Genomic DNA, 25,535 nt, shown 5'->3' on the forward strand with positions numbered 1-25,535 from the left:
AATGACCGACTACGAAAAACAGCAGCTGGAACAACAGCTGGCATTCGCGCAGCAAGTGTATGCCGACCTGAAGGCAGCCTACCAAAGCCATGCCGCCAGCGGCCGCGCCTTTACCCACAGCTACAAAATCAAAGACCGCGAAATGACGTTTAATTCGCTGGCCGACCTGCTCAAGGCGCTGCGCTGGTGGGAGCAGGAAATCCTGCGGCTGGAAATCGCGCTGGGCAAACGGCCCGGTCGCGCCCGCCGCATCATCACGAGGTTTGCCGAATGAAACTACACAATCTGACCGCGCCAAAGCGCGGTTTTTTTTCGCGCCTGTTCCGGCGCGGCGGCCAAAACCAGCCCGCCCGGCGCGAACGCCATTATGCGGCGGTGCGGCCGAACGGCCCCTTGGCCGATGTGCGGCTGAATAATGCCGCCGCCGATGCGCTGGCTCGTGCCGACCTCGACCGGCTGCGCTCGCTCTCACGCAAACAGGCACGCGATAACGACTATATGCTGCGTTTCCTGCAGATGGTGGGCAACCACGTGGTGGGGCGGGACGGCTTTTCGCTGCAGATGCAGGTACAGCTGGACAACGGATCGGCGATGGATAACCAAGCCAACCGTGCGATCGAAGAAGCATTTGCCGCTTGGGCGCGGCGCGGTATGTGCGAGGTGAGCGGGCTGTACTCGTTTACCGACCTGCAACGGCTGATGGTGCGCAGCGTGGCGCGCGACGGCGAAGTGCTGGTGCGCCATGTGTACGGCTTCGACAACGGGCACGGCTACGCCCTGCAGCTGTTGGATATCGACCGGCTGGATACCCAGCTTAACCGCGATAAGCAAAACGGCAAAAACGCTATCCGCATGGGGGTGGAGATTAACGACTGGGGGCGGCCGGTGGCTTATTGGCTGCGGCGGCAACACCCGGGCGATTACACCGTGGCTCACGCACTGTTGGATAACGAGCGGATACCGGCGGCGGAAATCAGCCACCTGTATCTGCACGACCGCCCGGAACAGCGGCGCGGTTTCCCGTGGACGACCTCGGCGCTGATCAGCCTGCACAACCTTGGCGGCTACCAAGAGGCGGCGATTATCGCGGCGCGGGTGGGCGCTTCCAAAATGGGTTTTTTCCAGCAAAAAGAGGATATCGACAGCTTCCAAAACCCGATTGACGGCCAGGCGGTGGACAACGGGCACGGTGGGCAGGACATCATCGACTATGCCGACCCAGGCACCTTCCACAGCCTGCCCAACGGCTACGAGTTTGTGCCGTTCAACCCGGACTACCCGCACACCAACTACGATTCGTTCGTCAAAACCTGCCTGCGCAGCGTGGCAGGCGGTTTGGGCGTGAGCTACCACAATCTGGCCAACGATTTGGAGGGGGTTAATTTCTCCAGCATCCGCAGCGGGGTGTTGGAGGAACGCGACCAGTGGATGGCGCTGCAAAACTGGTATATCGACAGCTTTTTATGCGACGTGTTCGAACGCTGGCTGGCGTGTGCTCTGCTGGCCGGAGCGATTACTTCGCCGACTGGCAAGCCGCTGCCCGCCGCCAAGCTGGACAAGTTTAAACGCTACCGCTGGCAAGGCCGCCGCTGGGCATGGGTTGACCCGCTCAAGGACATCCAATCGCAAGAGGCCGCCATCGCGCTGCGCGTTAAATCGCGGCGGGCTGTGTGCGACGAGCTGGGGGTAGATTTTGACGAGACCTTGCAGCAAATCCAGCAGGAGGCGGAATTGATGCAACAGATGGGCTTAACCGAAACGCCGCCAACCCAACCGGCGGCCAACGATGAGGATAAAGGCGATGAGCAAAACAACCGGGAATAACTCCCGCGCGCCCGATACGGCGCAGATGCAACAGCTGCAGCGCAGCATGAGTTTTGAGCGGCAGACGGTGGATGCAGACAAACGCACGGTGGAAGTGGCGTTTTCCAGCGAAGAACCGGTGCAGCGCTGGTTTGGCGAGGAAATTTTGAGCCATGTGCCCGGCGCCTGCGATTTGAGCCGCCTCAACGGCGGCGCGGCGGTGCTGTTTAACCACGATTGGGACGACCAAATCGGCGTTGTGGAGCGGGCGTGGGTGGATGCGGATAAAAAAGGCCGCGCCATCGTTCGCTTCGGCAATTCGGCCAAAGCGCAGGAGAAGTTTCAGGATGTGCAGGATGGCATCCTGCGGCACATCTCGGTGGGCTACCAAATCCGCGCCCTGAATTGCGAAAACCCCGATGCCAAAGCCGATGAGGAGCCGCGCTACCGCGCCACCGACTGGCTGCCGTATGAAATCTCGTTTGTAACCGTGCCGGCCGATACCTCGGTGGGGGTGGGGCGCACGCTACCCGAACCGCCGCAGACGGCCTCTGCACAACCTAAAAACCCCGATAAAGGAAACCGTAATATGAATAAAGAAAACGAAAACACCGTGCCGGCCGTTGCGGCAGGCGCATCTGCCGACACCGGCGCTGCCGAACGCGGCGCACAAAACGAGCGCAAACGCGTGGCCGAATTGCTGGCCATCGGCCGCGCCTATGCCGCACATGGCGGCGTGGCAGCCGCCGAACAGGTGATTAAGGAAGGCGGCGATGAGGCGCAGCTGCGCGCCGCGATTATGGAGAAAATGCGCACCCAGCCCACCGCCACGGCAAACGACATCGGCATGAGCGATAGCGAGCAGCGCGAATACAGCCTGCTGCGCGCCATGAACGCCGCCGCGACCGGCAAATGGGACGAGGCCGGGCTGGAACGCGAGGTATCCGAAGCCATCGGCAAACAACAGGGGCGCACCGCCACCGGCTTTTTTATCCCCACCGACTTATTGGCCGCTGCCGGCAGCCGTGCTTACAGCAAAGGGACGCCAGCCAACGGCGGCTATACCGTAGCCAACGATTTGCGCCCGGATTTGTTTATCGATTTGTTGCGCAACCGTTTGGCGGTGGCCCAGCTGGGCGCGACCGTGCTAGACGGCTTGGTGGGCGACATCACCATCCCGAAACAGCTCACCGGCAACAGCGTGAGCTGGGTGGACGAAAACGGCGAAGATTCCGGCAGCAACGCCACCTTCGGCCAAATCGCGCTGAAACCGAAAACCGTTACCGCCAACACCGAATTAAGCCGACGCTTTATGCTGCAAAGCTCGCTCTCTGCCGAGCAGTTTGCCCGCAACGAGCTGATTAACGCGATGATGCTCGGCATCGATTTGGCGGCCATCACCGGCAGCGGCAGCAACAACCAGCCTACCGGCATTTTGAACACAACCGGCATCGGCGCGGTGGCCATCGGCGCCAACGGCGGCGAGCTGGAGTGGGAACACATTGTGGCACTGGAAACCGCGATTGCCGCCGAAAACGCCGATTTGGGCAACTTGGCCTACCTGACCAATACCAAGGTACGCGGACACCTGAAAACCAAGCTCAAGGCCACCAACGTGCCGGGCTACATCTGGCAGGACGGCGACACCCCGCTCAACGGCTACCGCTGCGCGGTGTCCAACCAAGTGCCGAGCAACCTCACCAAAGGCACGGCTAACAAGTGCTCCCCGCTACTGTTCGGCAACTGGGCGGACTTGCTGATTGCCCACTGGGGCGTGCTGGACGTGATTGTCGACCCGTACACCCAGAGCAAAAAGGGCGCATTGGTGATTACCGTGCTGCAGGATGTGGATATTGCGGTGCGCCACGCCGAATCCTTTGCCGCCATCAAAGACGTGGTGGTTTAACCCATCAACAGGCTACCTGAAAAAATCAGGTAGCCTGAATTTTAGGAGACCATGATGCCCGAGCAAAAAACACTATTGATTATGGCGCTGCGCAGCCTGTTTGTCGGCGCGCAGTTTGTGGCAGAGGATGAGGAGGCAGAAGTGCCGGAAACCGAAGCCCGCGAACTGATCCGCAACGGCTGGGCGGTGGAAACCGAACCGGAAGAAACCGATCCGGGCAAACCGAAGCGCGGCGGCAAGAAAAAGGGTGCTCCCCAGCAGCCGCCTAATGACCCGACCGCCCCGCCTGGCGGAGAAGGCGAAGGCAATAGCGAAACCCCGCCGCCAGCAGGTAGCGGCGAACAACAGCCGAACAGCGAAAGCAACCCATCAGCTAACAGCGATGACGGGGAGCCGCCGATAGGCAACGGTGAGCCGAATGTTTAACGAGCCACTGGCAGTGTTTGTGAACCCTGCCGATTTTGGCGAAACCGCGCTGCTCGACGGGCAGCCGGTACGCTGCATTTTCGACCGCGAATACGCCGCCGATAACGGCTACGGCATCTCGGCCGGCAATGCCGACCCGTATTTAATCTGCCTTTCCGCCGAGCTCCCGGACACGGTGGCGGAAGCGGAAATACAGGTGCGGGGCATTGCCTACCGGGTCGCCGAAGTACAGGCGGACGGCACCGGCATCACCGTTTTACAGTTGAGGGCGAAAAATGAGCCGGCACCAACTTACTGACATCCGCACCGCCGCCGTGGTGCTGCTGCGTACTAAGTTTAGACGGGTGTATCCCCACCGCTGGGTGGCGCCCGCGCAAAACAAACTGCCTTGCGTGGTGGTATCGGTGGCATCCCGCAGCAGCAGCGTATTTAACGCCGCGCCGCTGGAACTGCGGCACGAAGCGCAGCTGGCCGTTACCTGTATTGTACAGGGCAACGAAAAAACCGAAGACGTGGCGGAGGAAATGACCGCGCTGTCGGAAAAACTGTTTTATGCCAACCCCACGCTCGGCGGCGAGCTGGGCGAGGATTTGCTGCCGCTGTCGCTCACCATCGAGGCCGAAGACCAAGGCGAATACGTGAGCGTGTTTTACACCCAGCTGTGGCAGGCGGTGTGGTATGAGCAGGCCGGCGATTATGTGGGCGATGAAAACCACTACCCTCAGGCGCATATCGGCCCACCGCTGCTCACCGATGCGCAGCTGGCTACGCACTGGCAACTGTATGGCAGCAATCCCGATATTGATGCCGAAGACAACATCCCGAAAAGCTGAAAGGGGCTTTTATGACTACGTTTTATGTGCGACCGCTTGGCGATTACTTAATCACCGACCCGGCCACCGGCGAGCCGCTGCCGAAAGACGGCGCGCAGGTGGAGAAAAACAACTACTGGCTGCGCCGCCTGAATACAGGCGAAGTAGAGGCAGTGGCCGGCAAAGACAAAGAGGCTAACAAATGACGATTGCATTTAATGAGATTCCTGGCACCCTGCGCGCACCGGGCAGCCGCACCGAATTTAACAACGAGTTGGCCAAAAAAGGTGCAAATATCAAGCCTTATCGTGCCTTGTTAATTGCACCGGCTGCTGGTGGCAGCGCGGAAACAGGCAAGGCCGTGCCGATTACCCGCCTAGAGCAGGCTGCCGGTATGTTTGGCGCGGGCAGCCTGATGTATTGGGCGGCCAAAGGCTGGTTTGACAACAAAGGCGGCGACATCGAAACCTTCGCCCTGCCTTTAGCCAACACCTCCGGCTCGGCGGCCAGCGGCAAAATCCAAATTGCCGGTACGGTTCAGGATGGCGGTGTGGTGTATCTCTACATCGGCGGGCAGGCAGTCAAGCTGGCGGTCAAAGCTAATGATGGCGCTGCTGCCGTGGCTACCGCGCTGGCGGCCGCCGTGAATGCCTCTGCCGATTTGCCGGTGAGTGCGCAGGCAGATGCCGGCGCAGTAACGCTGACGGCCAAAAACAAGGGCTTGCCCGGCAACGAAATTGACCTGCGGCTCAACTATTATCCGCGCGACGAGCAAACGCCAACCGGCCTCACTATTTCCATCACCGCGATGGCCGGCGGCGCGGGTACGCCGGATTTGGCCGCCTCCCTGGCCGGGCTGGGCGATAAACAGTTTGATGTGATGGTGATGCCGTTTGCCGATGCCGCCAGCCTGAAGGCAGTGGAAGACGAATTGGCTTCCCGTTGGGGGCCGATGCGCGCCATCGGCGGTTTGGTGTTTGTTGCCAAAGCCGACAACTACGCCGGGCTCACCACGCTGGGCAACGGGCGCAATAGTCCGTTTTCGGTAATCGGCGGCTTGCCCGGCGTGCCGAATTTGCCGGTGCAGCTGGCTGCAGCGACTGCCGCTCAGGCCGCGTTTGCCGCGCAAAACGACCCGGCACGCCCGTTCCAAACTTTGGAGCTCAAAGGCATCCTACCGCCCGCCGACAGCGCCCAGCTTACCCTGCAGGAACGCAACCTGCTGCTGTATAACGGCATCTCCACCTACCGCACCAACGCAGGCGGCGCGGTGATGATCGATATGCTGATCAGTACCTACAAAGTGGGCAAACTGGGTCAGGCCGATGAGAGCTATCTGCTGATTAACACGGTGTGGACATTGAGCTATCTGCGCTACGACTGGGACACCTATATCCAGCAAAAATACCCACGGCACAAGCTGGCGGACGACGGCAACAAATTCCCGTCCGGCCAGCCGATTATGACCCCATCCGGCATGAAGGCCGAAATGGTGGCGCGCGCGCAGATTTGGCAGGCATTGGGCTTGGTGGAAAACATCGACCAGTTCACCGCCGACAGCTACGCCGAACGCAACATCGGCAACCCGACCCGCCTCGATACATTCATGGTGCCCGACCTCGTGAACCCGTGGATTATCACCGGCAACGTGATTGCGTTTATCGTTTAACCCCTAACGCCCCGCAGGCTGCCTGAAAGCCTGCGGGGTTTGGAGCAAATATCATGGCAAAATCAAACCGCCGTGCTGGCGTGATTTTTTTTAAAGTCAACGGCAACCAGTTGGATGCCAAAGGCAACTTTACCTACAACCTGGGCAAAGGCAAGCGGGAGGCGATTATCGGCGCGGACGGCGTGCACGGCTACAAAGAGACCCCGCAAACGCCGTTTATTGAGGGCGAAATCACCGACCGCCCCGATTTGAAGCTGGCCGATTTAACCAGCATCGACAATGCCACCGTTACCCTGCAGTTAGCCAGCGGCAAAACCGTGGTGCTTTCCGATGCCTGGTATGCCGGCGAGGGCACGGGCAACACCGAAGAGGCCAATATCGGCGTGCGCTTCGAGAGCAAATACGAAGCGCAGGAAATCTAAAGGAAAACAAGCAAATGGATAAACTTATTATTCAGTTGAGCAGCCCGATCCAGTTCGGGCGCGAGGAAATCAGCGAACTGGACATCCGCCGCCCGACCGGCCGGGATTTGATGGGCTTGGAGATTAAATTCAGCCCGGACAGCTTGATTTTGGATGCCAAAACCCTGTTTGCGCTGGTAGGCAAACTGACCAACATCCCACCTAACGTGCTGGCGCAGATGGATAGCGCCGACACCTTTGTATTGAGCGCGGAGATGCAGGGTTTTTTGCTGTCTGGCCGCCAGACTGGGCAGACTACGCCGCAGTAGTGGCCTATACTTTCAAGGGCAGCGCCGGTGATGTGCTGGATTTGGACATCGAGGAGCTGCAATGGTGGTATGAGCGGGCGGGCTGGATTCGGGAGCAACTGGAAGAGTAAAATAACGGGACTTATCAACTGGAGAAACACCATGAAATATTTACCCGTTTTGCTGGTCGGTTTGCTGGCAGCCTGCGGCGGCTCGGAGAAGCCTGCCGAGCCTACCGCCGCCTCGGCAGCGGAAGTTCCCGCCCAGGCGGCTGCCAGCATGGCAGCCAGCACCCCATCGTTTACGCCTGTGTCGGATATTAAACCGGTGTGGCAGATAATGGATATTGCCGGACAGCCGCAGGCGGCGGTGGAAAAAATACTGGGGCAGCCGCAGGGTGATTGCGAAAACAACAAATACGGCAAAAGTTGCCGCTATACAGTCACCCCGGCGGAATGGGAAATTGTCTATATCAAAGGCAAGGCCGATTGGATTACGCTGCGCGAGCCGCGCATTGATAATGCGCTCACCTCGCCCGTGTGGCTCGGACTGCCGTTTGAGCAGCCGGATGTTGGCACGCCAGCCGTGTTACGCTGGCATAAGTTTGACGGCTTGCGCGAATATAGCGTATTTGTTTATACCAGCCCGTCCGGCGGCAAAAATATAGATTATATCTATATCAAAACCACCACCGAATAATTATTGCAATCACGCCCAACGCAGAGCTTCCAGCCCTGCGTTTTTTTATGCTGGAGTAAATGATGGCAAGGCCAAAAACCGAAATCGAAGTAACCGTACAAGACCGAGCCAGCCGCGCCTTGCGCACCATCCGCGAACGTTTCGGCGCGCTGAATAACGGGCGCGTGGGGCGGGCGATGGCGCAGGTGGCGCGGGCTACCGATCAGGCCACTGCCACCCTGAAACATTATGCGGCGGCCGGGGCGGTGCTGGCTGCTGGCGCGGCGTTTATGGTTAAAGGCGTGGTGGATACGGCCAGTGAATTTGAGCGCTACCGTAGCGTGCTGGAAACCATCGAAGGCAGCAGCGAAAAAGCCAGGCAGTCGATGGCGTGGGTAAGCGAGTTTGCAACAAAAACACCCTACGAATTGAGCGAAGTGAACGAAGCCTTTGTGAAGCTGAAATCCTACGGCCTCGACCCGATTAAAGACGGGCTGCTGACCACGCTGGGCGATACCTCCGCCGGTATGGGCAAGCCGCTGATGCAGACGGTGGAGGCGATTGCCGATGCCATGACCGGGCAAAACGAGCGCCTGAAAGAGTTTGGGATTAAAGCGGAAGCCATTAAAGGTACTAACCGCATCATCTACGAATACACCGATAAACACGGGCGCCAGATGCGGGCAATGGCAGACAAGAACAACCGCGAACAAATCCGCGCCACCCTGCAGACCATCTGGAACGAAAAATACGGCGGGGCGATGGATAAGCTGTCCAATACTTGGGGCGGCATGATGTCCAACCTATCGGACAACTGGGAGCGCTTTAAGCTGATGATCGCCGATTCGGGCGTGTTTAGCTATTTGCAGGATAAGTTGCGCGGGCTGCTGGAAAAAATCGATGCGATGGCGCAAGACGGCAGCCTGCAGAAACTGGCCGAAACCATCGGCAAAAACTTGGTAACCGCGTTTGAAAAAGCGTGGGAATTTGGTACTAAGCTATACGACAAATTCAACGAAATCAACAACTATCTCGGCGGCTTTGGCAACACAATGCTGGCGGTGGCGGTGATTCTATCCCTGCCGTTGGTAGCGGCGTTTGTGAATGTGGCGTGGGCGGTAGGCTCGCTGGCAGTGGCTTTAATCGGCGCGCTTCCTGCGATTTTGGGCTTTACCGCTGCGCTGCTGGCTAATCCTCTCACGTGGATTATCGGGCTGGTGGCGGCGTTTGCCGGTTTGGTATATGTGATATGGCGCAACTGGGACGACATCGGCGCCTATTTCAGCCGATTGTGGGATGAGGTGTCGGGTGCGTTTGCCGAGGCGTGGGAGCTGATTAAGGAGCTGTGTGCATCGGCGTTTGAGGCGCTTGGTAACTTATTTCTCAATTTTACGCCGGTGGGCTGGATGATCCGGTCGATGATGGCGGTGTGGGGCTACCTGAAAGGGGTGTGGCCGCAAATCCAGCAAACCTTTGTTGCCGCACTTTCCGCCATCGGCGGGGTGTTGTCCGGCTTCTCACCGATCAACCTGATGCGCGGCGGTTTTGAGGCGCTGAAAGGCTATATTGCAGGGGTGTGGGACTGGATACGCGGAAAGCTGCAGTGGGCATTGGATAAACTGGAATCACTGGGCAATACGGTACGTTCGGTATTCGGCGGCGGCGATGGCGCTGCGGCTCCGGGTACGGGCCCGGCCGGGGCGCTGGTGGGTAAAACGCAAAACCTGAATAAGGTGGCGGTACATATTGACCACAGCAATGTGCCGCGCGGCACGCGGATGCAGGCACGGGCCAGCAACGGCGTGCAGTTGAGCACCAAGCAAGGCTACAGCCTGGCAACTTAGGAGCAAAAAATGGCGTGGAAAGACAGGCTGCGGCCGGCCTCGTTTAAACAGGCAGCATTCGGCGTGGAAGCACACAGCAGCGATCAGGGGCGGCGGGTGGTGGTGCACGAATACCCCGGCCGCGACAAACCATACGTGGAAGACCTCGGCGCGAAGGCGCGGGGTTTTACGCTGCGCGGCTTTGTGGTGGGCAAGGACTACCAGCAGGCGCGTGATGCGCTGCTGGATGCGGTCAACGCACCCGGACCCGGCCAGTTGGTGCACCCCTATTTCGGCGCGCTGCGCGTGGTATGCACAGCGGTAAGCGTGAGTGAGAGCGGCGAAGCCGGCGGTATGGCGGTGTTTGATTTAACCTTCGTGGAAGCCGGCGAGAGCCGCTATCCGGCGGCGGAATCCGACCCGGCAGGCAGTCTGTTGGATGCGGCGGATACGCTGGACGGGCAGCTGGCTGCAGCCTTCGGTAAGTGGTTTGATTTGGACGGCTTGCCGGATTTTTTAAGCCACGACAATCTGCAGGCGCTCACCGAGCGCATCCAGCGACTGACCACGGTGGGCGGCCTGCTGGATTTGGCCAAACAATCGCCGTTTTTGCAGCAGGTGCGGCAGTTGTTGGATGCGGTGGGCGAGCGATCGGCTGCTCCGGCGGTGTTGGGTAGCCGCATCATCGGACTGTTTACCGATTTAACCGGCAGCTTCAGCCAGCCTTTGGGCGGCATTATGGGGCTGGCGCGCGCATTTCGCGGCGGGAAGCGCGAAGTATCGCGCGGGCTGCCGGCCAACCCTACGCCGTATCAGCGTGCCGAATCCAACCGGCAGGCGGTGCAGGTGTTGTTTGAGGCTGCGGCTTTAAATGCGGCTGCGGCCACGGCGGTTGTGCGGCCGGATGATGTGCATATCGAGCTGCCGCAGCCGGGTGGCAATTTCGGTGGCGGCAGCAACCAACCATCCAGCCGCATTGCACCAAAGGCGGCCGCTGCCCCGCTGTTTGAATCGCTGGATGAGGCGGTGGCGCTGCGCCGCTCGCTGCTGGAGTGGTTAGACGAGCTCGCACCACAGTTACCGGATGCGGCATTTTCGGCGGCGCAGGATTTGCGCGCCGCTATCGTGCAGGCTTTGCCGGACACGGAAAACGAACTGCCGCGCCTAGTGGATTACACCCTGCAGCGCCCGTTGCCGGTGGTGGTATTGGCTTATCGCTTGCACGGGGATGCGCGGCGCAGTAGCGAGATTTTGCGGCACAACCCGGTCGCGCATCCGGGCTTTATGCCGGTGCGCCCGCTGCGGGTGTTGTCGGATTAAGGAGCAGTAAATGGCTATCGAGTTGTTGGTAAACGGCGTTTTGTACGGCGGTTGGACAAGCGTATCCATCAGCCGCAGTATTGGCACCGCCGCCGGCGCATTTAACATTGAGTGCACTGAAAACGTGGGCGGCGAGGCAATACATTGGCCGATCCGCCCGAACGACGAGTGCGAAGTTCGGGTGGCCGGGCAGGTGGTGATTAAGGGTTATATCGACAAAACTACGCTCGATGTATCGGACAGCAGCCACAGCATTGCTGTGGCCGGACGGGATAAAACCGGCGATTTGGTGGATTGCGCCGCTGCCGTGAAGCAATGGCGTAATGTGTCGATTTTGGACTTGGCTAAAGAGCTGTGTGCACCGTTTAGTATCGAGGTGGTGTTGGAGACCAAGCCGGGCAAGCCGCTGGCGGTGTTTAAAACCGAGCCGGGCGAAACGGTATTTAAAGCCTTGGAACGGGCAGCGAAAATCGCCGGTATTTTGCTGGTACAGGCACGGGGCGCATTGGTTTTGACCCATGCCGGGGCGCAACAGGCGGCTACGCCGCTGATTTTAGGCGGCAACATCAAATCCGGCACGGCCGATTATGATTATTCGGAGCGATTTTCGGAGTACACCATCACCGGCCAGCGGGCGGGCAAAGACAACGACCACGGCAAGGCGGCAGCCCATGTGCGCTCGGCAGTGCGCGATGAGGCCGTCAAGCGCTACCGGCCGTTTGCCAAATCCGCCGACGGGCAGGCTACGCCAGAGATGGCACGGCGGCAGGCGGAATGGGAAAAACAGGTGCGCGAAGCGAAAAGCACCCAACTCTCCTGCACGGTGGCGGGTTGGACGCAGCACGATGGCGCGCTGTGGGACATCAACCAGCGGGCACAAGTAGAAGCGGCTACGCTGGCAGTACAGGGCGAATTACTGATTTCGGCGGTCGAGTACGGCTACGATGATTCTGGCGAGATAACCAAAATCGAGCTAATCCGCCCGGAAGCGCTGCTGCCATCGCCCGAAGCAGCGGAAAAAGCCAGCCGCAACACCGCCGCCAAACCCGCACGCGGTAAAGGTCGCAGTGGCGGCAAACGCGGGCGGCAGGGTAAGGGGCAAAACGCGGTATCCGGCGATGTGCTGGTGATCAAACCCGATGCGCAAGGCAATTACAAGCCTGGAAACTTTGAAAGAGGAAAAGCATAATGCAGGCGCTGAAAAATATGATCGGCAGGGCGATTTTAAATTTAATCAACGATGCCGCCGCCACGCAAACCGTTACCCTGGAGGCACAGGCGGGCGATGTGCACGACGAGGTGGAGCTGTTTCAGCCATTCGGTTTTTCGGCACATCCGCCGGTAGGCAGCGAGGCAGTGGTGGTATTCGTGGCGGGAAACCACGACCACCCGATTGCCTTGTGCGCCGAACACAAGGGCACCCGCTGCAACAATCTGGCCGAGGGCGAAGCGGCGGTTTACAACCTATGGGGACACCACATCACGCTGTACAAAGACAAATGCGTGATAGAGACCCCGGTGTTTGAGGTCAATGCCAAAACATCCGCCACCATCAAAGCACCGAGAATTACGCTGGACGGCGAAGTGAGCGGCACCCAGTCGGCGGTGTTTAAAAAAGACGTGAAAGACCAAGGCGGGCTCTTTAGCATGGGTTGGATGCGCTCGCTGTTTAACCGCCACACCCACCACGAAAACGACGGCGGCAGCAATACCGACCAGCCGAACGAACAGATGGAGTAAGCATTATGCTGGGACTGATGCCTCAAGCAGACGGCGGCAGCCGCCTGTTGTTTGCAGGGGTGGATTGGCTTAAATCGGCAGTATGGATGAGCCTTGGCACCGACCGCCGCGCCGAAAACGACGATGTACTGCCCGGTGAAGACGGCGACAAACGCGGCTGGTGGGGCGATAGCTTCCGGCCACGCCGTATCGGCTCGCGGCTGTGGCTGCTGGAACGGCAGAAAATTACTGCCGACACCCTGCTGCGGGCAGAGGAATATGCCGCCGAAGCGCTCGCCTGGCTCACGGAAAAGAAAATCGCGGCGGCAGTGCGGGTGCGGGCGGAACGGCACACGCTCACTTGCGCGATGTTGTATATCGAAATCGAAAAAGACGGCGGAGAAATCCGCCGTTTTGATTATTTGTGGAGCGTAAATCATGGCGTTTGAACGACCAAGCCTGCCGGAATTGTGCCGACGGGTGGAATTGGACATCAGCAGCCGCCTCTCACCCTACCCGCACCCGCAGGAAGGTGATGTGGCATCGGTATTCGGCGCAGCTTTGGGCGCGGCATCGCACCTCTTGCACGGGCATTTGGATTGGACTGCCCAACAGATGCTGCCAATCACGGCCGCAGGTGATGAGCTCGACCGCCACGCCCGCACCTGGCTTACCGTGCCGCGCAAACCTGCAGCGTTTGCCAGCGGGCAGGCCACTGTGTCGGGCAGCCTGCCTTTGGTGGGTGATGAGCTGCGACGGGAAGACGGTGTGCACTATTCGGTGCGCGCGGTAACAGGCAATACAGTGCAGTTGGATGCGTTGGAACCGGGCCCGGCAGGCAACGCCAGCGCGGGTGTGGTGTTGCGATACAGCGGCGGCACAGCCACGGTGGATAGTGTCGGGCTCGCCGGCGGTGCGGCGGCAGAAAGCGACGAAGAGCTGCGCGAACGTTTGCTGCAGCGCATACGCAACCCGCCGATGGGCGGCAGTGTGTCCGACTATATCCGCTGGTCGCTCGAGGTGCCGGGTATTGCTCGCGCTTGGGTTAAACCAAACGGCGGCGAGATTAACCACGTTGTGGTGTATGTGGCAGGCGGCGATAACATCGTGCCCAACAGCACATTGCTGGATGCGGTACGGCAGCATTTAGAGCTGCTGCGTCCGGTAACGGCGCGGGTGTCGGTCGTCGCGCCGCGACTGAAAACCGTGGCGCACCGCATCAAAGTGTATCCAGATACCGCCGCTGTGCGGCAGGCGGTGGAAAACTCACTGCGTCTGTTTTACCGGCGCGAAGCCTCGCTGGGCTCGGTTATTCGCATTTCGCGCATCAGCGAGGCGGTTAGTTTGGCGGCGGGCGAAACACACCATATGCTGCTTTCCCCCGCAGCGGATGTGGTGTGTGAGCAAGACGAAATCGCAGTGCCGGGAGGTATCTCGTGGACTTAAGCATCAGGCAGGCTGCCTACCGCAGCCAACTTACTGCGTTGCTGCCAACCGGCCGCGCCTGGGCAACTGAATCCGACCCGGCGATGGCCGATTTTATCGCTGCGTTGGCATTAGAGCTGGCCCGTATTGAGCAACGCGCCACCGAACTACTGGCGGAAGCCACGCCATACGGCGCATACGAAACATTGCCGGAATGGGAAGCTACCGCCGGGCTGCCTGATGAATGTAGCGCATCGGCTGCCGGCGATATTCAGGCGCGGCGTATGGCACTGGTGGCGCGGCTGGCAGGCGGCGGCGCGCAAAGCAAGGCGTTTTATCTACATCTATTGCGCACATCCGGGCAACCACAGGAGGAAATTACCGAGTTTTTCCCAGCCACCTGCAATGATGACTGCAATGCCGTGTTGTACTCCGACAATGACAGCTATTGTTGGGCGGTATCGCTGCGCGACAGCGGCGACCACCGACCGGCTAACTGTAACGATGATTGCAACAGCCCGCTGCAGCTGTACCAGCGCAGCGCCATCGAGTGTGTACTCAACAAGCTTAAACCGGCGCACACTTATCTGATTTTTAAATATGTTTAGGAGCGATTGATTATGCAGCGGATTTCCACTTCTTCCGCCGTTGCCGACCTGTTCGGCAGCGGCAAAGCAGGCTTTAGAAACGGCGATTTGCCGCGCGGCGTGCTGCCTACGACGTTTAACGCTGAATGGTGCAACCATGTGCAGGAAGAGATTTGTAATGTGATTGAGGGCGCGGGTGTGGCACTTAATCCAGATAAGCGCGACCAGCTACTTGCCGCCCTGAAAAAACTAATCGACGAGCAGACCGCCGGCAAAGGCATCCCCGTCGGCGCGATCGTGTCCTTTCCCAAATCGGTAAGCAATCCCGCAGGCTACCTCAAAGCAAACGGCACGACCTTTGCACAAAACACCTTCCCCGACCTGTACCGCGCCCTGGGCAACAGCAACCGGCTGCCCGATTTGAGCCGTACCGACATCGGCATCACCGCGTGGTTTCCGACCGACCAAATCCCGGCGGGCTGGATACCCTTTGACGACATCCGCACGCGCGTTACCGAAACCGCCTACCCCGAACTCTACCGCCTGCTGCTTGCCAAATACGGCAGCATCCAAAACGTCCCGCAGGCGGAAGACCGCTTTATCCGCAACGCCGGTAACGGTTTGACAGTCGGAACGAAGCAGGAGGACGCAATCCGCAACATCACCGGCAAAATCGACAGCGGCAACCGAAGCACCGAGCAACTCTTCGACACCGCTATCCCCGAGGGCGCGTTCGGCATCGACAAGGCCCGGAAAAATTGGACATACGACGCAGGCGACGGCGGCAACGACCGCCCGTCCGCCATCACGTTCGACGCCTCCCGGGTCGTCCCCACCGCCGACGAAAACCGCCCCAAAGCCCTGGTTTTAAAACTGTGCATCAAAGCCGCCGACACCTTGGGCGAAGCCGTGTTCTGGATAAAGTCCCACGGCGAAATCGTCAACGCCGGCGCGCTGGACGCGGGCACGCTGGCGCAAGGTTTGCAAGACAAAGCCGACCGCGACCACACCCACACCGCCGCCCAAATCCAAGGGCTGGACGAAAAAATCAGCACCGCCGTTGCCGCGCAATTCACACGCCAAACCATCGGCGGCGTGGATATTGTCAGATTCCCGGACGGCACAATGATACAGACCGGCAGCTACAGGTTCACACGAAGCGGCGGCCCCATAGAAAACGAAGTCATCTTCCCCGTCGCCTTTGCAGACAGCAACGTCAAATGCTTCGTATCCGAACGCCATTCGGGACGCGCCAACGGCGAAAGGCAATACAGCTGGCTGTTTATCCGCGCAAAAAACCACGCCGCCGCCATCATTACCAACTGGTACGAAGGCAGCTGCGACTGGATGGCAATCGGCAAAGCCGCCTCGGAAAACCCCGCCGCCCGCCCGGCAAGCCCCGGAGTGCCTGAAATCGACGAAGTAACCCGAAGGGCGGTTGAAGAAGCATTAGCCGGCATCCGCCGATAAGCACCGCCGCACTTCAGACGGCATCGGACGCTTTCCGTCATTCCCACGGATTCGTTATTTCCGCCGCTTTCCGTCATTCCCGCGAAAGCGGGAATCCGGAAACCCCCGACGCGGCAGGAATTTATCGGAAAAACCGAAACCCCTAAACCGTCATTCCCGCGAAAGCGGGAATCCAGAACCCCGACGCGGCAGGAATTTATCGGAAAAAAACAGAAACCGAACGACCTAGATTCCCGCCTGCGCGGGAATGACGAGGGGTGGGGGAATGACGGGGACGGCGGAATGCCTAAGGGTTGGCGGGAATGACGAAAGCGGCGGATTGGCGAAAACGGCGGATTGGCAGGCTTCAGACGGCATCGGGTTTCAGACGGCATCGGCAACAAAAAACCGCACGGGCAAACCGTGCGGCAAAGGACGGCAGGGCGCGACCGGCAGGCAACGCCCGCCCCGGTTATTTCAGTTGGGCGACATATTGGCGCAAAACCTCGTTGATGCGCGTCTGCCAGCCCTTGCCGCCGGCGCGGAATTTTTCGACCACATCGGCGGATAAGCGTATGGTAACGAGTTGTTTTGTAGGATATTTTTGTTTGCCCCTCGTTAATTTGCGGGGCATCAACCCTTGATTTTCCATATCGGCTTGATGCGTTAATAAGGCATTCAGTAAATTTTGCGGCATAACATCTTCAATTGGTTTGAATTTGTCTAATTCTTCATCTGTAAATTCAAGGTTGAAGCGTTCATTGTCGCTGACGATGTTGTTCATATTTTTTTACCTCTCGTTTGTTTGCTTTACGAAAGCTAATCACTCGTAAATGGGTTTTAGTCATCTTAAAACAAATAGCGTGAAGCCGATCATCCAGATAAGCAAGCGCATTCCAGCGGACTTCACCATAATCTGTGCGTTCATCTTTCCAGATTAAAGCACTGTGCCATTGAAGATATTGGGCTTGTTTGAAAGGAAGCCCTCGCTCTTCGATATTGCGTTGATTTTTATCAGGGTCAAATTCAATCTTCATTGCGATTTATGATGTATTTTGTAAATACATTATAGATGGCAAGAAAGAAAATGTAAATACAGAAAGGAAACCCCAAAATGACCATCTATTTCAAAAACGGCTTTTACGACGACACATTAGGCAGCGTCCCCGAAGGCGCGGTTGCCGTCGGCGGCGAAGAATACGCCGCCCTTTTGGCAGGACAGGCGCAGGGCGGGCAGATTGCCGCCGACGCAGACGGCCGCCCCGTCCTAACCCCGCCGCGACCGTCCGAATACCACCGATGGGACGGCAAAAAATGGAACATCGGCAAAGCCGAAGCCGCCCGCAAAAAAGCCGAAGCTGCCGCCGCCGTGTGGGAAAAAATCAAACAAAAACGCCACGAAAACCTCCGGGGCGGCGTGTATGTAGAGTCTGTCGGAAAATGGTTTCACAACACCGACGAAGCGCGGCAGCAATACACCTTTATGCGCACGCTCCCCCAACTGCCGCCCGATTTGATGTGGAAGACGATGGACGGCGGATTCGTCAATTTGACGCGCCCATTGCTGGACGAACTGAGCCTCAAGCTGCTGGCCGACGAACAGCAGGACTTCGCCAACGCCGAACGCCACCGCGCTTTAATGGAACAGTCGGACGACCCCGAAACCTACGACTATTCCGACGGCTGGACGGAAAACTATAGCGAATAACAGGGGCAGAGGGCGTGCTTCGGCCCGCCATTACCGCCGCTTTCCGCCATTCCCACAATCCGTCATTCCCACAACCTCCGTCATTCCCGCGAAAGCGGGAATCCGGAAACCCCCGACGCGGCAGGAACCCATCGGAAACAACAGAAACCGAACGACCTAGATTCCCACCTGCGCGGGAATGACGAAGTGTTGGGGGAATAACGAGAAACGGCGGGGTTCAGCCCGCCGAACCAAAGGAAAAAACAATGAAGCAAAAAACCTTATACCTCGCCCTGTACAAGGGCAACCGCGAAGGCTGGGGCATCGCCTCAATTAAAGCCCGCCTCGGCGATTGGATAACGCGCAAAATCACGCGCGGGATTTACTCCCACTGCGAAATCGCCGAACCGTTGCACGGCGGCGGCTATGCCTGCTATTCGTCATCGATACGCGACGGCGGCGTGCGCGTTAAAAAAATGGATTTGCCGTCTGAAAAATGGGATTTGATACCGCTGCACGGCGCAACGGGCGACGACCTCGACCGCGTATGGCAGGCGGCACAGGGCAAACGTTACGACTGGGCGGGCGCAATCGGCACGGTTTTGAAAATCCGCCAACGCCCCGACAAATGGTTTTGCTCCGAATTTTGCGCCGCCGTGATGGGCATCCCCGACGGCTGGCGGTTTTCGCCCAACGACTTGGCGGCGATTGCCGGAATGGGAAGGGAGGGGGAATGACACCGTTGGAAACATCCGATGCGTCCGGCCACGTGCTGAATATGGGCATCATCGGCCTGTCCGGCACTTTGGCGGGGATGCCGTTGGAAGCCTTGGTATTGGGCGCGGTGGCAGGGGCATTGCATCACGGTTTGAAAGAACCGGGCAGCCGCAAGAACGGCATACTGGTCATTATCACCAGTATGCTGCTGGCCGGTTCTTTGTCGCCGATGATTACGGCCTATCTGACCTTGAATTTGGGACTGGAGCAGGAAGTGTTCAAGGCTGCCGTGCCGATGTTAATCGGCTTGGGCTGGTCTTGGGCAACCCCGCTTTTGAACGACGGCCTGCGCCGTTTGTGGGCGGGCTGGATTGACAAATGGGGAGGCAGGGAAAAATGAAGTCGGAAATGATTGCCTTGGTGCTGATGACGGCAAACGTAGCGGCGATGGCGGCGGTATTCGTTTACTCCGTCTGCTCGCTTTCCGTGAGACGCTGGACGGCCAAACAGCCCGATTACTGGATTCACAGCTTCCTGGTCGGCGGTTCGATTGCGGTTATCGGCCATTCGCTCGCCGGCTGGCGGGTGCACCATTGGACGGAGATTATGTTCAATGTGGCGGCGGCCGCCTACTTTATGCTGCGCTCGCACCGCATCCATCTGCTGGCGGGGATATTGCAGCGCAAAGGCAAAGACTGTCTGAAATAGAGAAAGGAAACGAAATGACGGAATTGGATTGGATGAAAGAAGCGCGGAAACACATCGGCTTGAACTAAACGTGCGGATTATTTTGCTTAGTTCTACGGGTGACGCGGAGCGGCTTAAAAAGGTCAGTGCCGGTTAAGCCTCTTCGTAGTCTTGAATACAAGGTGTTTGCGGTTAATCCTGTTTTTTCGGCGGCTTCAGCGACAGACAGTTTTTCACCGTTTAACTCTACTTTAATAGAGTGCTGCCGGTTCTTCATCTGCTCTTGTCTGGTAGTCCAGCGGCAATTTGCGGGTTCGTAATTCCCGTTGTTGTCGATTCTGTCCAGTTGATGTTGTAACGATGGACGCTCTCCCATGTCCTCTAGGAAGCAGTGGAATCCGGTTTTTAAGCCATCACCATGAAGCCATCTGTCACACACTTTGATCCCGCGTCCGCCATAGTTCTTATATCCACGTCTATGCGGATAAAGGCAGCGGCGTTTCATTTCTGTCCAACTGCGTTGGGTAGGGGTATCGGAACAGCCATGAACAGAGATGGATTTCCTTATAGCTTCGCTCCTGGATTTGGATTGATAGCTGCAAGTAAGACATCTGCGGGATTTTCCAGATGTGATGTCGCCCTTAACCCTGACTGCGGTAAAACCGCAATCACATCGAACGACCCAGTGCCGGCTATCAAGGATATTAACCACAGTCCATGAGTTATATTTGATATTACTCATATTTATTGTTGATGATTTAACTTGGAGTATTTTACTATGAATGAACTTACTTGGCTGCAAATAGCCCGTAAATACCTTGGCACTCACGAAAAAGTGAATGGCAAGTCAAACCCTGTACTTTTAGCGATGCTGCAAGAAATGGGAAATTTTAATCAGGAGCAGAAAGCGTGGTGGAAAGAAACAGATACCCCGTGGTGCGGATTGTTTGTCGGGCATTGCCTGGGCAAGGCAGGACGCGCGGTGATTAAAGATTGGTATCGTGCAAAAGCGTGGGCAAGTGCAGGGCTGACGAAATTGGCAAAACCTGCCTATGGCTGTATCGCAGTCAAATCACGACAAGGCGGCGGTCATGTGTTCTTTGTGGTCGGAAAGAATGCCAAAGGTCAGATTCTGGGCTTGGGCGGCAATCAGGGCAATACCGTTTCTATTGTGCCGTTCAACCCTGCCGACATCGACGGTTACTATTGGCCGTCAAAATTGATTGACGGAAAACCAGTGCCTTCAGTCCCCACAGAAGAGCGTTATCAATTACCAATCGTTTCGGCTACAGCAAAACAAGGGGTAAGTGAGGCGTAGCATGGCAGATGAGAGTACAGCCGACTGGGTGCGCCGCATGATTGCCGAGCAGGAGGCGGCGCTGGCTGATGCTAAAGCCAACGGTGATGCCTACGCCGCCCGGCACGCAGAGCACGAATTGCGCAACTATCGGCAGTTTTTGGCGCGGCTGGAGTCGCAGAAAGCGTAAAAAAATGTGGATTATGTTTCAACACATAGGGCGGCACATAAAGCACCGCCCTATGTGTTGCCCTGATTTGGAAGGGGTTACGCCCCTCCCAAATAAAGTCTGATTCTACCGCCCTAAAGGGCGGGGTTTCAACCGAAAAGGAAACACGATGAAATACTGGAAACCGCTTGCCATCGCCGCCCTGCTGGCGGCGGTGGTATACGGCGAATATTGGTACGGCGATCAGTGCTACCGCGCGGGCTACCGAGCCGCTGACGCCAAACTGAAGCAACAACAAACCGAGGCGCTGGCGAAACAAACCGCCGCAGTTTTGGAAAAAGAAAGGCAGGCGCAGGCGGCATTGACTGTCGCGCAGGCCGAAGTGGAAAAGGAAAGAGAAAATGCAAAAATTGCTGTGGATAATCTGCGCGGCGAGCTTGAGCGCGTGCGTGCCTACGCCGCTGCCCGTAGTCGCTCCCTGCCCCAAGCCACCGGCTCCTCCGGCACGGTTGATGAAGCTGCTGCCCGAGGCTGGCAGTTATTCGGCCACTGCGCAAAAGAATATGCAGGATTGGCAGAAATAGCCGACACGCAGCGCAACGACCTGGCTGAATGGCAGGCGTACGGGCGCGTGGTGGCCGATACGGCAGATAAATAAAACCCACCGATTTATGCGTGCACGGATATGGTGACAGAGGCATGGTGGGTGTGCTGTATAGATTATAACCGATATGCCGCCGCTTTGCGGCGGTTTCCTCGCCCTCCTTGGTATGGGCGCTTGTTTTTTTTGCAAGCTTGCCCGCAAGCAAGCTTGCTATTTTGGAGCTTGCAAAATGAGTGAGGCAACACAACCGATTATCCCGTGGATGGGCGGCAAGCGGCGCCTAGCAGACCGATTATTGCCGCTATTCCCGCCGCATGAGTGCTATGTGGAGTTGTTCACCGGCGGCGCGGCCTTGTTTTTTATGCGCGAGCACCCGGCAAAAACCGATGTGATCAATGACATCAATGGTGAGCTGGTTAATTTGTATCGGGTAGTACGCTGTCATTTTGACGAGTTTTGCCGCCATTTTGAGTTTATGCTGGGTAGCCGTGAGGATTGGGATTGGTTTCAGGCGGTCAATTTAAAAACTTTGACCGATATTCAGCGTGCCGTGCGTTTCTTTTTTTTACAGCAGCACGCCTTCGGCGGCAAAATCGACGGGCAGAATTTTGGCTATGCCACCACCGGCAGGGCGTTTGATATTGCCACGGTGCGCGAAAGATTGGCAGCGGCGCACCGTCGCTTGTCCGGTGCGTATATCGAGCATGGCGACTGGCTGACTTGTGTGGAGCGATACGACCGACCGCACACGTTTTTTTATGCCGATCCGCCCTATTGGGAGACAACTGGCTATGGCGTGGATTTTGAGTGGACGCAGTTTGAGAGATTGGCGGCGGCTATGCGCGATATGAAGGGCAAATTGATGTTGAGTATCAACGACCACCCGGATATTGCCGCGCTGTTTTCGGAGTTTTGGATGCGGCGGCTAGAGATTAAATACACGGTATCCAATAGCACTGATTTAAAAACCAGCGGAGAATTAGTGATTTGTAATTTTACGCCAGAGGAAAAACAGGCGGCGCTGTTCTGATTTCAGGCTACCTGAAAAAAAAGCCCCTTGCGGGGCTTTAGCTTATAAGAACTTGGCGATTACGGTCAGGATGGCGCCGATTGATGTTACTAAACCTGTTGCAATCAGTATCGGATACCATCTGGATTCTTGATTAATCTTTGCTGATTCCGCAATCAATTTGGCAATTTCAGCATCGACTTTTCTCAATTCTGCTCGCTTCATTTCTGTCTCGATTAAGTTGTTCATTTTATTTCCTTTTACCCCTGCTTGTCGGATTATGGGCGGTGGGGTGACCCGTCCATGTGTATATATTACTATAATACGTATTATACAGCAAGCCGTTTCACGGCATTTTTTAGAATTTTTTGTAATATATTGTTATTTATATGAATATTCCAGCCACGCCCACGCCAAGCAGCACTCGAAATCGGCGATGGCCGGCAGCACCATCAGATCGGCAGCCTCCAAGTTCTCGGCTAGGATGCCTGCGGCCACAAAGGGCACGCGCGGGTGGCGGCCTTTGCCGTCCACAAACTGCCATGCCGGGGCGGCTCGTTTGCTGTGACGGCATACGGCGATACGCACGATGTCGGCGGGTTGCATCTGCTCGTTTAGGCGGCTCACGACAAAGCCGATGGATTTGCTGTTGCTCCACTCACGGCGTACGGCGTAGCGGTCGCCCAATACGCCGCGCTGTTGCCCTGCCAGCAAATCGGGCAGCCAGCTTTTAAGCATATTCACCACGTCGTCTGCTACCTCGCTGCGGTAGCTTCTGCGGCTTTGTCCGGTGCTGGCGGTGGCGTGGGTGAGGTAGTTTTGCTTGGGCGCATCGGGCAGTGTGATGGTGCAGGGCATCTCCAACGGGTTTTGCAGGCCGCCTGCGTAAATCACCAGGCGAGTCTGTCCGCTTCGTAGGGAGGTATCCAGTTGTTTTGTGCGGTCGAGGCAGAGGCTAAACGGGCTGGCGGTATCGTCGTCAAATACGATGTCGATGTGGTTTAGGTAGCCCATCTGTGCGGTTGGTTCGATGCTGGCGCGTTTACCCGTTTGGATTTCAGGCAGCCACTCGGCGGCGTGGGCGGTGGGAAGCAGCAGGCGCAGACCGAGATGGTGTCCGCTTAGATAGGCCAATCCGCGCATGTTGTACTCGCTCTGCCAGTAGTCGGTATCGGCAATCATGCCGTCGGGTCGGTTGTTGATGGTTAGCACAGGTTATTCCTTTTTGATTCCTTTTGCCCCTATCAGCCTAGGGCGCAGCGTGGTTGATTAAGTAGTCTGTTGCCGTATTAAGACAAATCAAGCACCTTGATTTTGTGGCCAAAATAATTTTTGGCGGTGTAGTCTGCGTCCAAATCCCCCCACTTAGTGCTGGCATAATGAGCCTCGTCTTATAACGCAAGTGGTTTCTGCATTTATTTTGCAGATTTTTCATAACTATCTAATAAATATATTATCTTTTCTGCATTGTCTTTGCCTGGAATGCCTGTCAGCCGCTCGCGGATGGCGGCAATTTTGCCTGCATCGCGGTTGCGGATTTCCAGGCGGTTTGCCGCCGTCAGCTTTTTTTGATATTCGGCAGCATTTTCGCGGCGGATTTGCCGCAGGGCTTCGGATGGTTTTTTGTTGTCCGGCATGGGGTGCTTTCTGTGCCCCTTGCGGGGCGCGGTGTTGATTATAGGATGAATTGTTTGAGCTACTCATCGGCTACGCGTTGTTTTTCGCATTTTTCGCAGTACTCAATCACGGCTTGGTTGATGGGTCTGATGTAGCCGCTAGTTTCTAGCTGGGCAAATGCGCGTTGGCGTTTACAAGCCAGTGAGGCATATTTTTTGTACAGTGCTTTCATGATTTTTTCCTTTTGCCCCTGTTTGTCGGTTTTGGCGGCTGGGGCATCGTCCGTCCATGTGTGCATATTACTATAATACGTATTATAATGTAAGTTATTTTTGTGTTTTTGTTTATTATTTTTTCTGATTGTTGCTAATAGATTGGTTCTGCATCGTTTTTTAATGCAACAGATATATTTTAATCTGCTGTTTTTGTATTAAAATTCGAATCCCCGTGGGCGTGCCAATTCAAAAACCTGCTTGTTTCAAGCAGGTTTTTTTATTATGAATCGTCATTCCCGCAATTTTTCGTTGTTCCCGCAACCTTCGTCATTCCCGCAAAAGCGGGAATCTAGAACCTCTAAATTTTCAGATAACCTTTGAATATTTCCGCCGCCCCAAGGTCTGGATTCCCACTTTCGTGGGAATGACGATTTGAAAATTACCCGAAACCCAAAAACAACTGAAACCTAACACACTGGATTCCCGCCTACGCGGGAATGACGGCAGAGGGTGGACGATGCCGTCTGAAGCCTGACAAGGCATTTGATGCCGTCTGAAACTTCGTCATTCCCGCACCCTTCGTCATTCCCGCAAAAGCGGGAATCTAGAACTTCTGAATTTTCAGACGACTTTTGAATATTTCCGCCGCCCCGAAGGTCTGGATTCCCACTTTCGTGGGAATGACGATTTGGAAATTACCCGAAACCCAAAAACAACTAAAACCTAACACACTGGATTCCCGCCTGCGCGGGAATGACGGCAGAGGGTGGACGATGCCGTCTGAAGCCTAACAAGGCATTTGATGCCGTCTGAAACTTCGTCATTCCTGCAACTCTTCGTCATTCCCGCAAAAGCGGGAATCTAGAACCTCTGAATTTTCAGATAACCTTTGAATATTACCGCCGCCCAATGGTCTGGATTCCCGCTTTCGCGGGAAGGACGGTGGGACGATGCCGTCTGAAGCGGTGGGCTGAAGCCCACCCTACCATTGTTTCCGCTTCCATACCGCTTGGTGGTATTTTCTTTATATCGTAGGGTGGGCTTCAGCCCACCGTTTTTACCGTTCCCACCAATCCCGCCGTTTCCACCCAAACCGATAAATGTAACCCCGCATCCGAAGGCATCGGGAAACCGAGGATTGGAGTAGGCAGGAACGTCCGCCTGACGCGGTTTCCGAAATGGCGGGATTGGCGGGGGCGGTGGGAAT

At 56.9% G+C, this 25,535-nt stretch carries 36 protein-coding genes and 1 pseudogene; 28 read left to right on the top strand and 9 right to left on the bottom strand.

The genetic code is table 11. The features are described 5' to 3' along the window. Position 1: 1 nt before the first annotated feature. The 19 genes and pseudogenes from DBY86_RS06945 to DBY86_RS07035 all read left to right on the top strand — a co-directional run. Positions 2-274 carry a hypothetical protein gene (locus DBY86_RS06945; RefSeq protein WP_064089274.1) on the top strand — a complete coding sequence of 91 codons (273 nt, stop codon included), beginning with the start codon at positions 2-4 and terminating at the stop codon, positions 272-274. A 128-nt stretch (positions 275-402) separates the two neighbouring features. Then, positions 403-1,824, top strand: coding sequence for a phage portal protein (locus tag DBY86_RS06950; RefSeq protein ID WP_234403410.1), 1,422 nt, complete (start codon positions 403-405; stop codon positions 1,822-1,824). Beyond that, entirely contained in the window at positions 1,802-3,709 is a 1,908-nt protein-coding gene (locus DBY86_RS06955; protein ID WP_107819421.1) for a phage major capsid protein, read from the top strand. The genes DBY86_RS06950 and DBY86_RS06955 overlap by 23 nt, the downstream gene beginning before the upstream one ends. Before the next feature lie 54 nt (positions 3,710-3,763). Next, the gene (locus DBY86_RS06960) at positions 3,764-4,135 is read left to right on the top strand and encodes a hypothetical protein (protein ID WP_107819422.1); all 372 of its coding nucleotides are present in this window, start codon (positions 3,764-3,766) and stop codon (positions 4,133-4,135) included. Beyond that, a complete protein-coding gene (locus DBY86_RS06965; RefSeq protein ID WP_049258256.1) occupies positions 4,128-4,433 on the top strand; it encodes a head-tail joining protein in 306 nt (101 codons plus the stop codon). The genes DBY86_RS06960 and DBY86_RS06965 overlap by 8 nt, the downstream gene beginning before the upstream one ends. Continuing rightward, a complete protein-coding gene (locus DBY86_RS06970; protein WP_107819423.1) occupies positions 4,411-4,968 on the top strand; it encodes a hypothetical protein in 558 nt (185 codons plus the stop codon). Before DBY86_RS06965 ends, DBY86_RS06970 begins: the two co-directional genes overlap by 23 nt. Before the next feature lie 11 nt (positions 4,969-4,979). Beyond that, positions 4,980-5,153 (top strand): DUF2635 domain-containing protein, encoded by a 174-nt coding sequence (locus tag DBY86_RS06975; RefSeq protein WP_107819424.1) that lies wholly within the window; start codon positions 4,980-4,982, stop codon positions 5,151-5,153. Next, positions 5,150-6,616, top strand: coding sequence for a phage tail sheath subtilisin-like domain-containing protein (locus DBY86_RS06980; RefSeq protein WP_107819425.1), 1,467 nt, complete (start codon positions 5,150-5,152; stop codon positions 6,614-6,616). The genes DBY86_RS06975 and DBY86_RS06980 overlap by 4 nt, the downstream gene beginning before the upstream one ends. A gap of 53 nt (positions 6,617-6,669) precedes the next feature. Continuing rightward, positions 6,670-7,038, top strand: coding sequence for a phage tail tube protein (locus DBY86_RS06985; RefSeq protein WP_049258259.1), 369 nt, complete (start codon positions 6,670-6,672; stop codon positions 7,036-7,038). A gap of 14 nt (positions 7,039-7,052) precedes the next feature. Continuing rightward, on the top strand, positions 7,053-7,346 hold the full coding sequence (locus DBY86_RS06990) for a phage tail assembly protein (protein WP_107819426.1): 294 nt from the start codon (positions 7,053-7,055) through the stop codon (positions 7,344-7,346). A gap of 141 nt (positions 7,347-7,487) precedes the next feature. Beyond that, the gene (locus DBY86_RS06995) at positions 7,488-8,024 is read left to right on the top strand and encodes a hypothetical protein (RefSeq protein WP_107819427.1); all 537 of its coding nucleotides are present in this window, start codon (positions 7,488-7,490) and stop codon (positions 8,022-8,024) included. A gap of 59 nt (positions 8,025-8,083) precedes the next feature. Continuing rightward, positions 8,084-9,847, top strand: coding sequence for a tape measure protein (locus tag DBY86_RS07000; RefSeq protein WP_159068565.1), 1,764 nt, complete (start codon positions 8,084-8,086; stop codon positions 9,845-9,847). A 9-nt stretch (positions 9,848-9,856) separates the two neighbouring features. Further along, positions 9,857-11,146, top strand: a complete 1,290-nt coding sequence (locus DBY86_RS07005; RefSeq protein WP_107819429.1) for a DNA circularization N-terminal domain-containing protein — start codon at positions 9,857-9,859, stop codon at positions 11,144-11,146. A 10-nt stretch (positions 11,147-11,156) separates the two neighbouring features. Then, complete coding sequence (locus DBY86_RS07010) at positions 11,157-12,335, top strand: phage baseplate assembly protein (RefSeq protein ID WP_107819430.1); 1,179 nt, start codon at positions 11,157-11,159, stop codon at positions 12,333-12,335. After that, positions 12,335-12,886: a phage baseplate assembly protein V gene (locus tag DBY86_RS07015; protein WP_107819431.1), complete on the top strand. Its 552-nt coding sequence runs from the start codon at positions 12,335-12,337 to the stop codon at positions 12,884-12,886. Before DBY86_RS07010 ends, DBY86_RS07015 begins: the two co-directional genes overlap by 1 nt. Positions 12,887-12,891: 5 nt before the next feature. Further along, positions 12,892-13,314: a phage GP46 family protein gene (locus tag DBY86_RS07020; protein WP_107819432.1), complete on the top strand. Its 423-nt coding sequence runs from the start codon at positions 12,892-12,894 to the stop codon at positions 13,312-13,314. Next, positions 13,304-14,311 (top strand): baseplate J/gp47 family protein, encoded by a 1,008-nt coding sequence (locus DBY86_RS07025; RefSeq protein ID WP_107819433.1) that lies wholly within the window; start codon positions 13,304-13,306, stop codon positions 14,309-14,311. The genes DBY86_RS07020 and DBY86_RS07025 overlap by 11 nt, the downstream gene beginning before the upstream one ends. Further along, positions 14,302-14,898, top strand: a complete 597-nt coding sequence (locus DBY86_RS07030) for a putative phage tail protein (RefSeq protein WP_107819434.1) — start codon at positions 14,302-14,304, stop codon at positions 14,896-14,898. The genes DBY86_RS07025 and DBY86_RS07030 overlap by 10 nt, the downstream gene beginning before the upstream one ends. Before the next feature lie 255 nt (positions 14,899-15,153). Further along, positions 15,154-16,347, top strand: a pseudogene (locus tag DBY86_RS07035) (tail fiber protein); the annotation flags it as partial. A gap of 225 nt (positions 16,348-16,572) precedes the next feature. On the opposite strand, the gene DBY86_RS13970 reads toward DBY86_RS07035, so the two are convergent. The 3 genes from DBY86_RS13970 to DBY86_RS07050 all read right to left on the bottom strand — a co-directional run bounded on the left by DBY86_RS13970 (position 16,573) and on the right by DBY86_RS07050 (position 17,363). Beyond that, positions 16,573-16,704, bottom strand: a complete 132-nt coding sequence (locus tag DBY86_RS13970) for a hypothetical protein (protein WP_301001444.1) — start codon at positions 16,702-16,704, stop codon at positions 16,573-16,575. Between the two features lie 94 nt (positions 16,705-16,798). Next, the gene (locus DBY86_RS07045) at positions 16,799-17,110 is read right to left on the bottom strand and encodes a BrnA antitoxin family protein (RefSeq protein ID WP_107819435.1); all 312 of its coding nucleotides are present in this window, start codon (positions 17,108-17,110) and stop codon (positions 16,799-16,801) included. Beyond that, positions 17,085-17,363 carry a BrnT family toxin gene (locus tag DBY86_RS07050; protein ID WP_107819436.1) on the bottom strand — a complete coding sequence of 93 codons (279 nt, stop codon included), beginning with the start codon at positions 17,361-17,363 and terminating at the stop codon, positions 17,085-17,087. The genes DBY86_RS07045 and DBY86_RS07050 overlap by 26 nt, the downstream gene beginning before the upstream one ends. A 77-nt stretch (positions 17,364-17,440) precedes the next feature. Here DBY86_RS07050 and DBY86_RS07055 point away from each other — a divergent pair, with 77 nt between their 5' ends. The 4 genes from DBY86_RS07055 to DBY86_RS07070 all read left to right on the top strand — a co-directional run bounded on the left by DBY86_RS07055 (position 17,441) and on the right by DBY86_RS07070 (position 19,438). Then, on the top strand, positions 17,441-18,034 hold the full coding sequence (locus tag DBY86_RS07055) for a DUF4376 domain-containing protein (RefSeq protein WP_107819437.1): 594 nt from the start codon (positions 17,441-17,443) through the stop codon (positions 18,032-18,034). A gap of 245 nt (positions 18,035-18,279) precedes the next feature. Next, entirely contained in the window at positions 18,280-18,750 is a 471-nt protein-coding gene (locus tag DBY86_RS07060; RefSeq protein WP_107819438.1) for a hypothetical protein, read from the top strand. Further along, a complete protein-coding gene (locus tag DBY86_RS07065; protein WP_107819439.1) occupies positions 18,747-19,130 on the top strand; it encodes a hypothetical protein in 384 nt (127 codons plus the stop codon). The genes DBY86_RS07060 and DBY86_RS07065 overlap by 4 nt, the downstream gene beginning before the upstream one ends. Further along, on the top strand, positions 19,127-19,438 hold the full coding sequence (locus tag DBY86_RS07070; RefSeq protein ID WP_107819440.1) for a hypothetical protein: 312 nt from the start codon (positions 19,127-19,129) through the stop codon (positions 19,436-19,438). The genes DBY86_RS07065 and DBY86_RS07070 overlap by 4 nt, the downstream gene beginning before the upstream one ends. A gap of 64 nt (positions 19,439-19,502) precedes the next feature. Here the strand turns inward: DBY86_RS07070 and DBY86_RS13035 are convergent, their stop codons facing one another. Beyond that, positions 19,503-20,159, bottom strand: coding sequence for a hypothetical protein (locus DBY86_RS13035; RefSeq protein WP_159068566.1), 657 nt, complete (start codon positions 20,157-20,159; stop codon positions 19,503-19,505). A gap of 36 nt (positions 20,160-20,195) precedes the next feature. Here DBY86_RS13035 and DBY86_RS07075 point away from each other — a divergent pair, with 36 nt between their 5' ends. From DBY86_RS07075 to DBY86_RS07090, 4 genes are all read left to right on the top strand, one after another. Further along, positions 20,196-20,735 (top strand): NlpC/P60 family protein, encoded by a 540-nt coding sequence (locus DBY86_RS07075; protein WP_107819441.1) that lies wholly within the window; start codon positions 20,196-20,198, stop codon positions 20,733-20,735. After that, positions 20,725-20,904, top strand: a complete 180-nt coding sequence (locus tag DBY86_RS13040; RefSeq protein ID WP_159068567.1) for a hypothetical protein — start codon at positions 20,725-20,727, stop codon at positions 20,902-20,904. The genes DBY86_RS07075 and DBY86_RS13040 overlap by 11 nt, the downstream gene beginning before the upstream one ends. A 148-nt stretch (positions 20,905-21,052) precedes the next feature. Then, the gene (locus tag DBY86_RS07085; protein ID WP_107819442.1) at positions 21,053-21,541 is read left to right on the top strand and encodes a DUF2514 family protein; all 489 of its coding nucleotides are present in this window, start codon (positions 21,053-21,055) and stop codon (positions 21,539-21,541) included. A 73-nt stretch (positions 21,542-21,614) separates the two neighbouring features. Then, positions 21,615-22,517 carry a DNA adenine methylase gene (locus DBY86_RS07090; protein WP_465119550.1) on the top strand — a complete coding sequence of 301 codons (903 nt, stop codon included), beginning with the start codon at positions 21,615-21,617 and terminating at the stop codon, positions 22,515-22,517. Positions 22,518-22,559: 42 nt separating this feature from the next. On the opposite strand, the gene DBY86_RS07095 is transcribed toward DBY86_RS07090, so the two are convergent. The 4 genes from DBY86_RS07095 to DBY86_RS07110 form a co-directional block, all read right to left on the bottom strand. Then, complete coding sequence (locus tag DBY86_RS07095; protein WP_107819443.1) at positions 22,560-22,745, bottom strand: hypothetical protein; 186 nt, start codon at positions 22,743-22,745, stop codon at positions 22,560-22,562. 132 nt (positions 22,746-22,877) lie between these two features. After that, entirely contained in the window at positions 22,878-23,708 is an 831-nt protein-coding gene (locus tag DBY86_RS07100) for a hypothetical protein (RefSeq protein ID WP_107819444.1), read from the bottom strand. A gap of 203 nt (positions 23,709-23,911) precedes the next feature. Next, the gene (locus DBY86_RS07105; protein ID WP_107819445.1) at positions 23,912-24,133 is read right to left on the bottom strand and encodes a hypothetical protein; all 222 of its coding nucleotides are present in this window, start codon (positions 24,131-24,133) and stop codon (positions 23,912-23,914) included. Positions 24,134-24,192: 59 nt separating this feature from the next. Beyond that, a complete protein-coding gene (locus tag DBY86_RS07110) occupies positions 24,193-24,411 on the bottom strand; it encodes a hypothetical protein (protein ID WP_107819446.1) in 219 nt (72 codons plus the stop codon). Positions 24,412-24,960: 549 nt separating this feature from the next. Between DBY86_RS07110 and DBY86_RS13045 the strand changes: the two genes are divergently transcribed. Continuing rightward, the gene (locus tag DBY86_RS13045; protein WP_159068568.1) at positions 24,961-25,119 is read left to right on the top strand and encodes a hypothetical protein; all 159 of its coding nucleotides are present in this window, start codon (positions 24,961-24,963) and stop codon (positions 25,117-25,119) included. 70 nt (positions 25,120-25,189) lie between these two features. Here DBY86_RS13045 and DBY86_RS13695 read toward each other — a convergent pair. Continuing rightward, positions 25,190-25,535: hypothetical protein (locus DBY86_RS13695; RefSeq protein ID WP_234403411.1), on the bottom strand; the 346-nt coding region annotated here is incomplete at its 5' end.

The organism is Neisseria bergeri (assembly GCA_003044455.1).
GTDB classification, from domain to species: Bacteria; Pseudomonadota; Gammaproteobacteria; order Burkholderiales; family Neisseriaceae; genus Neisseria; species Neisseria bergeri.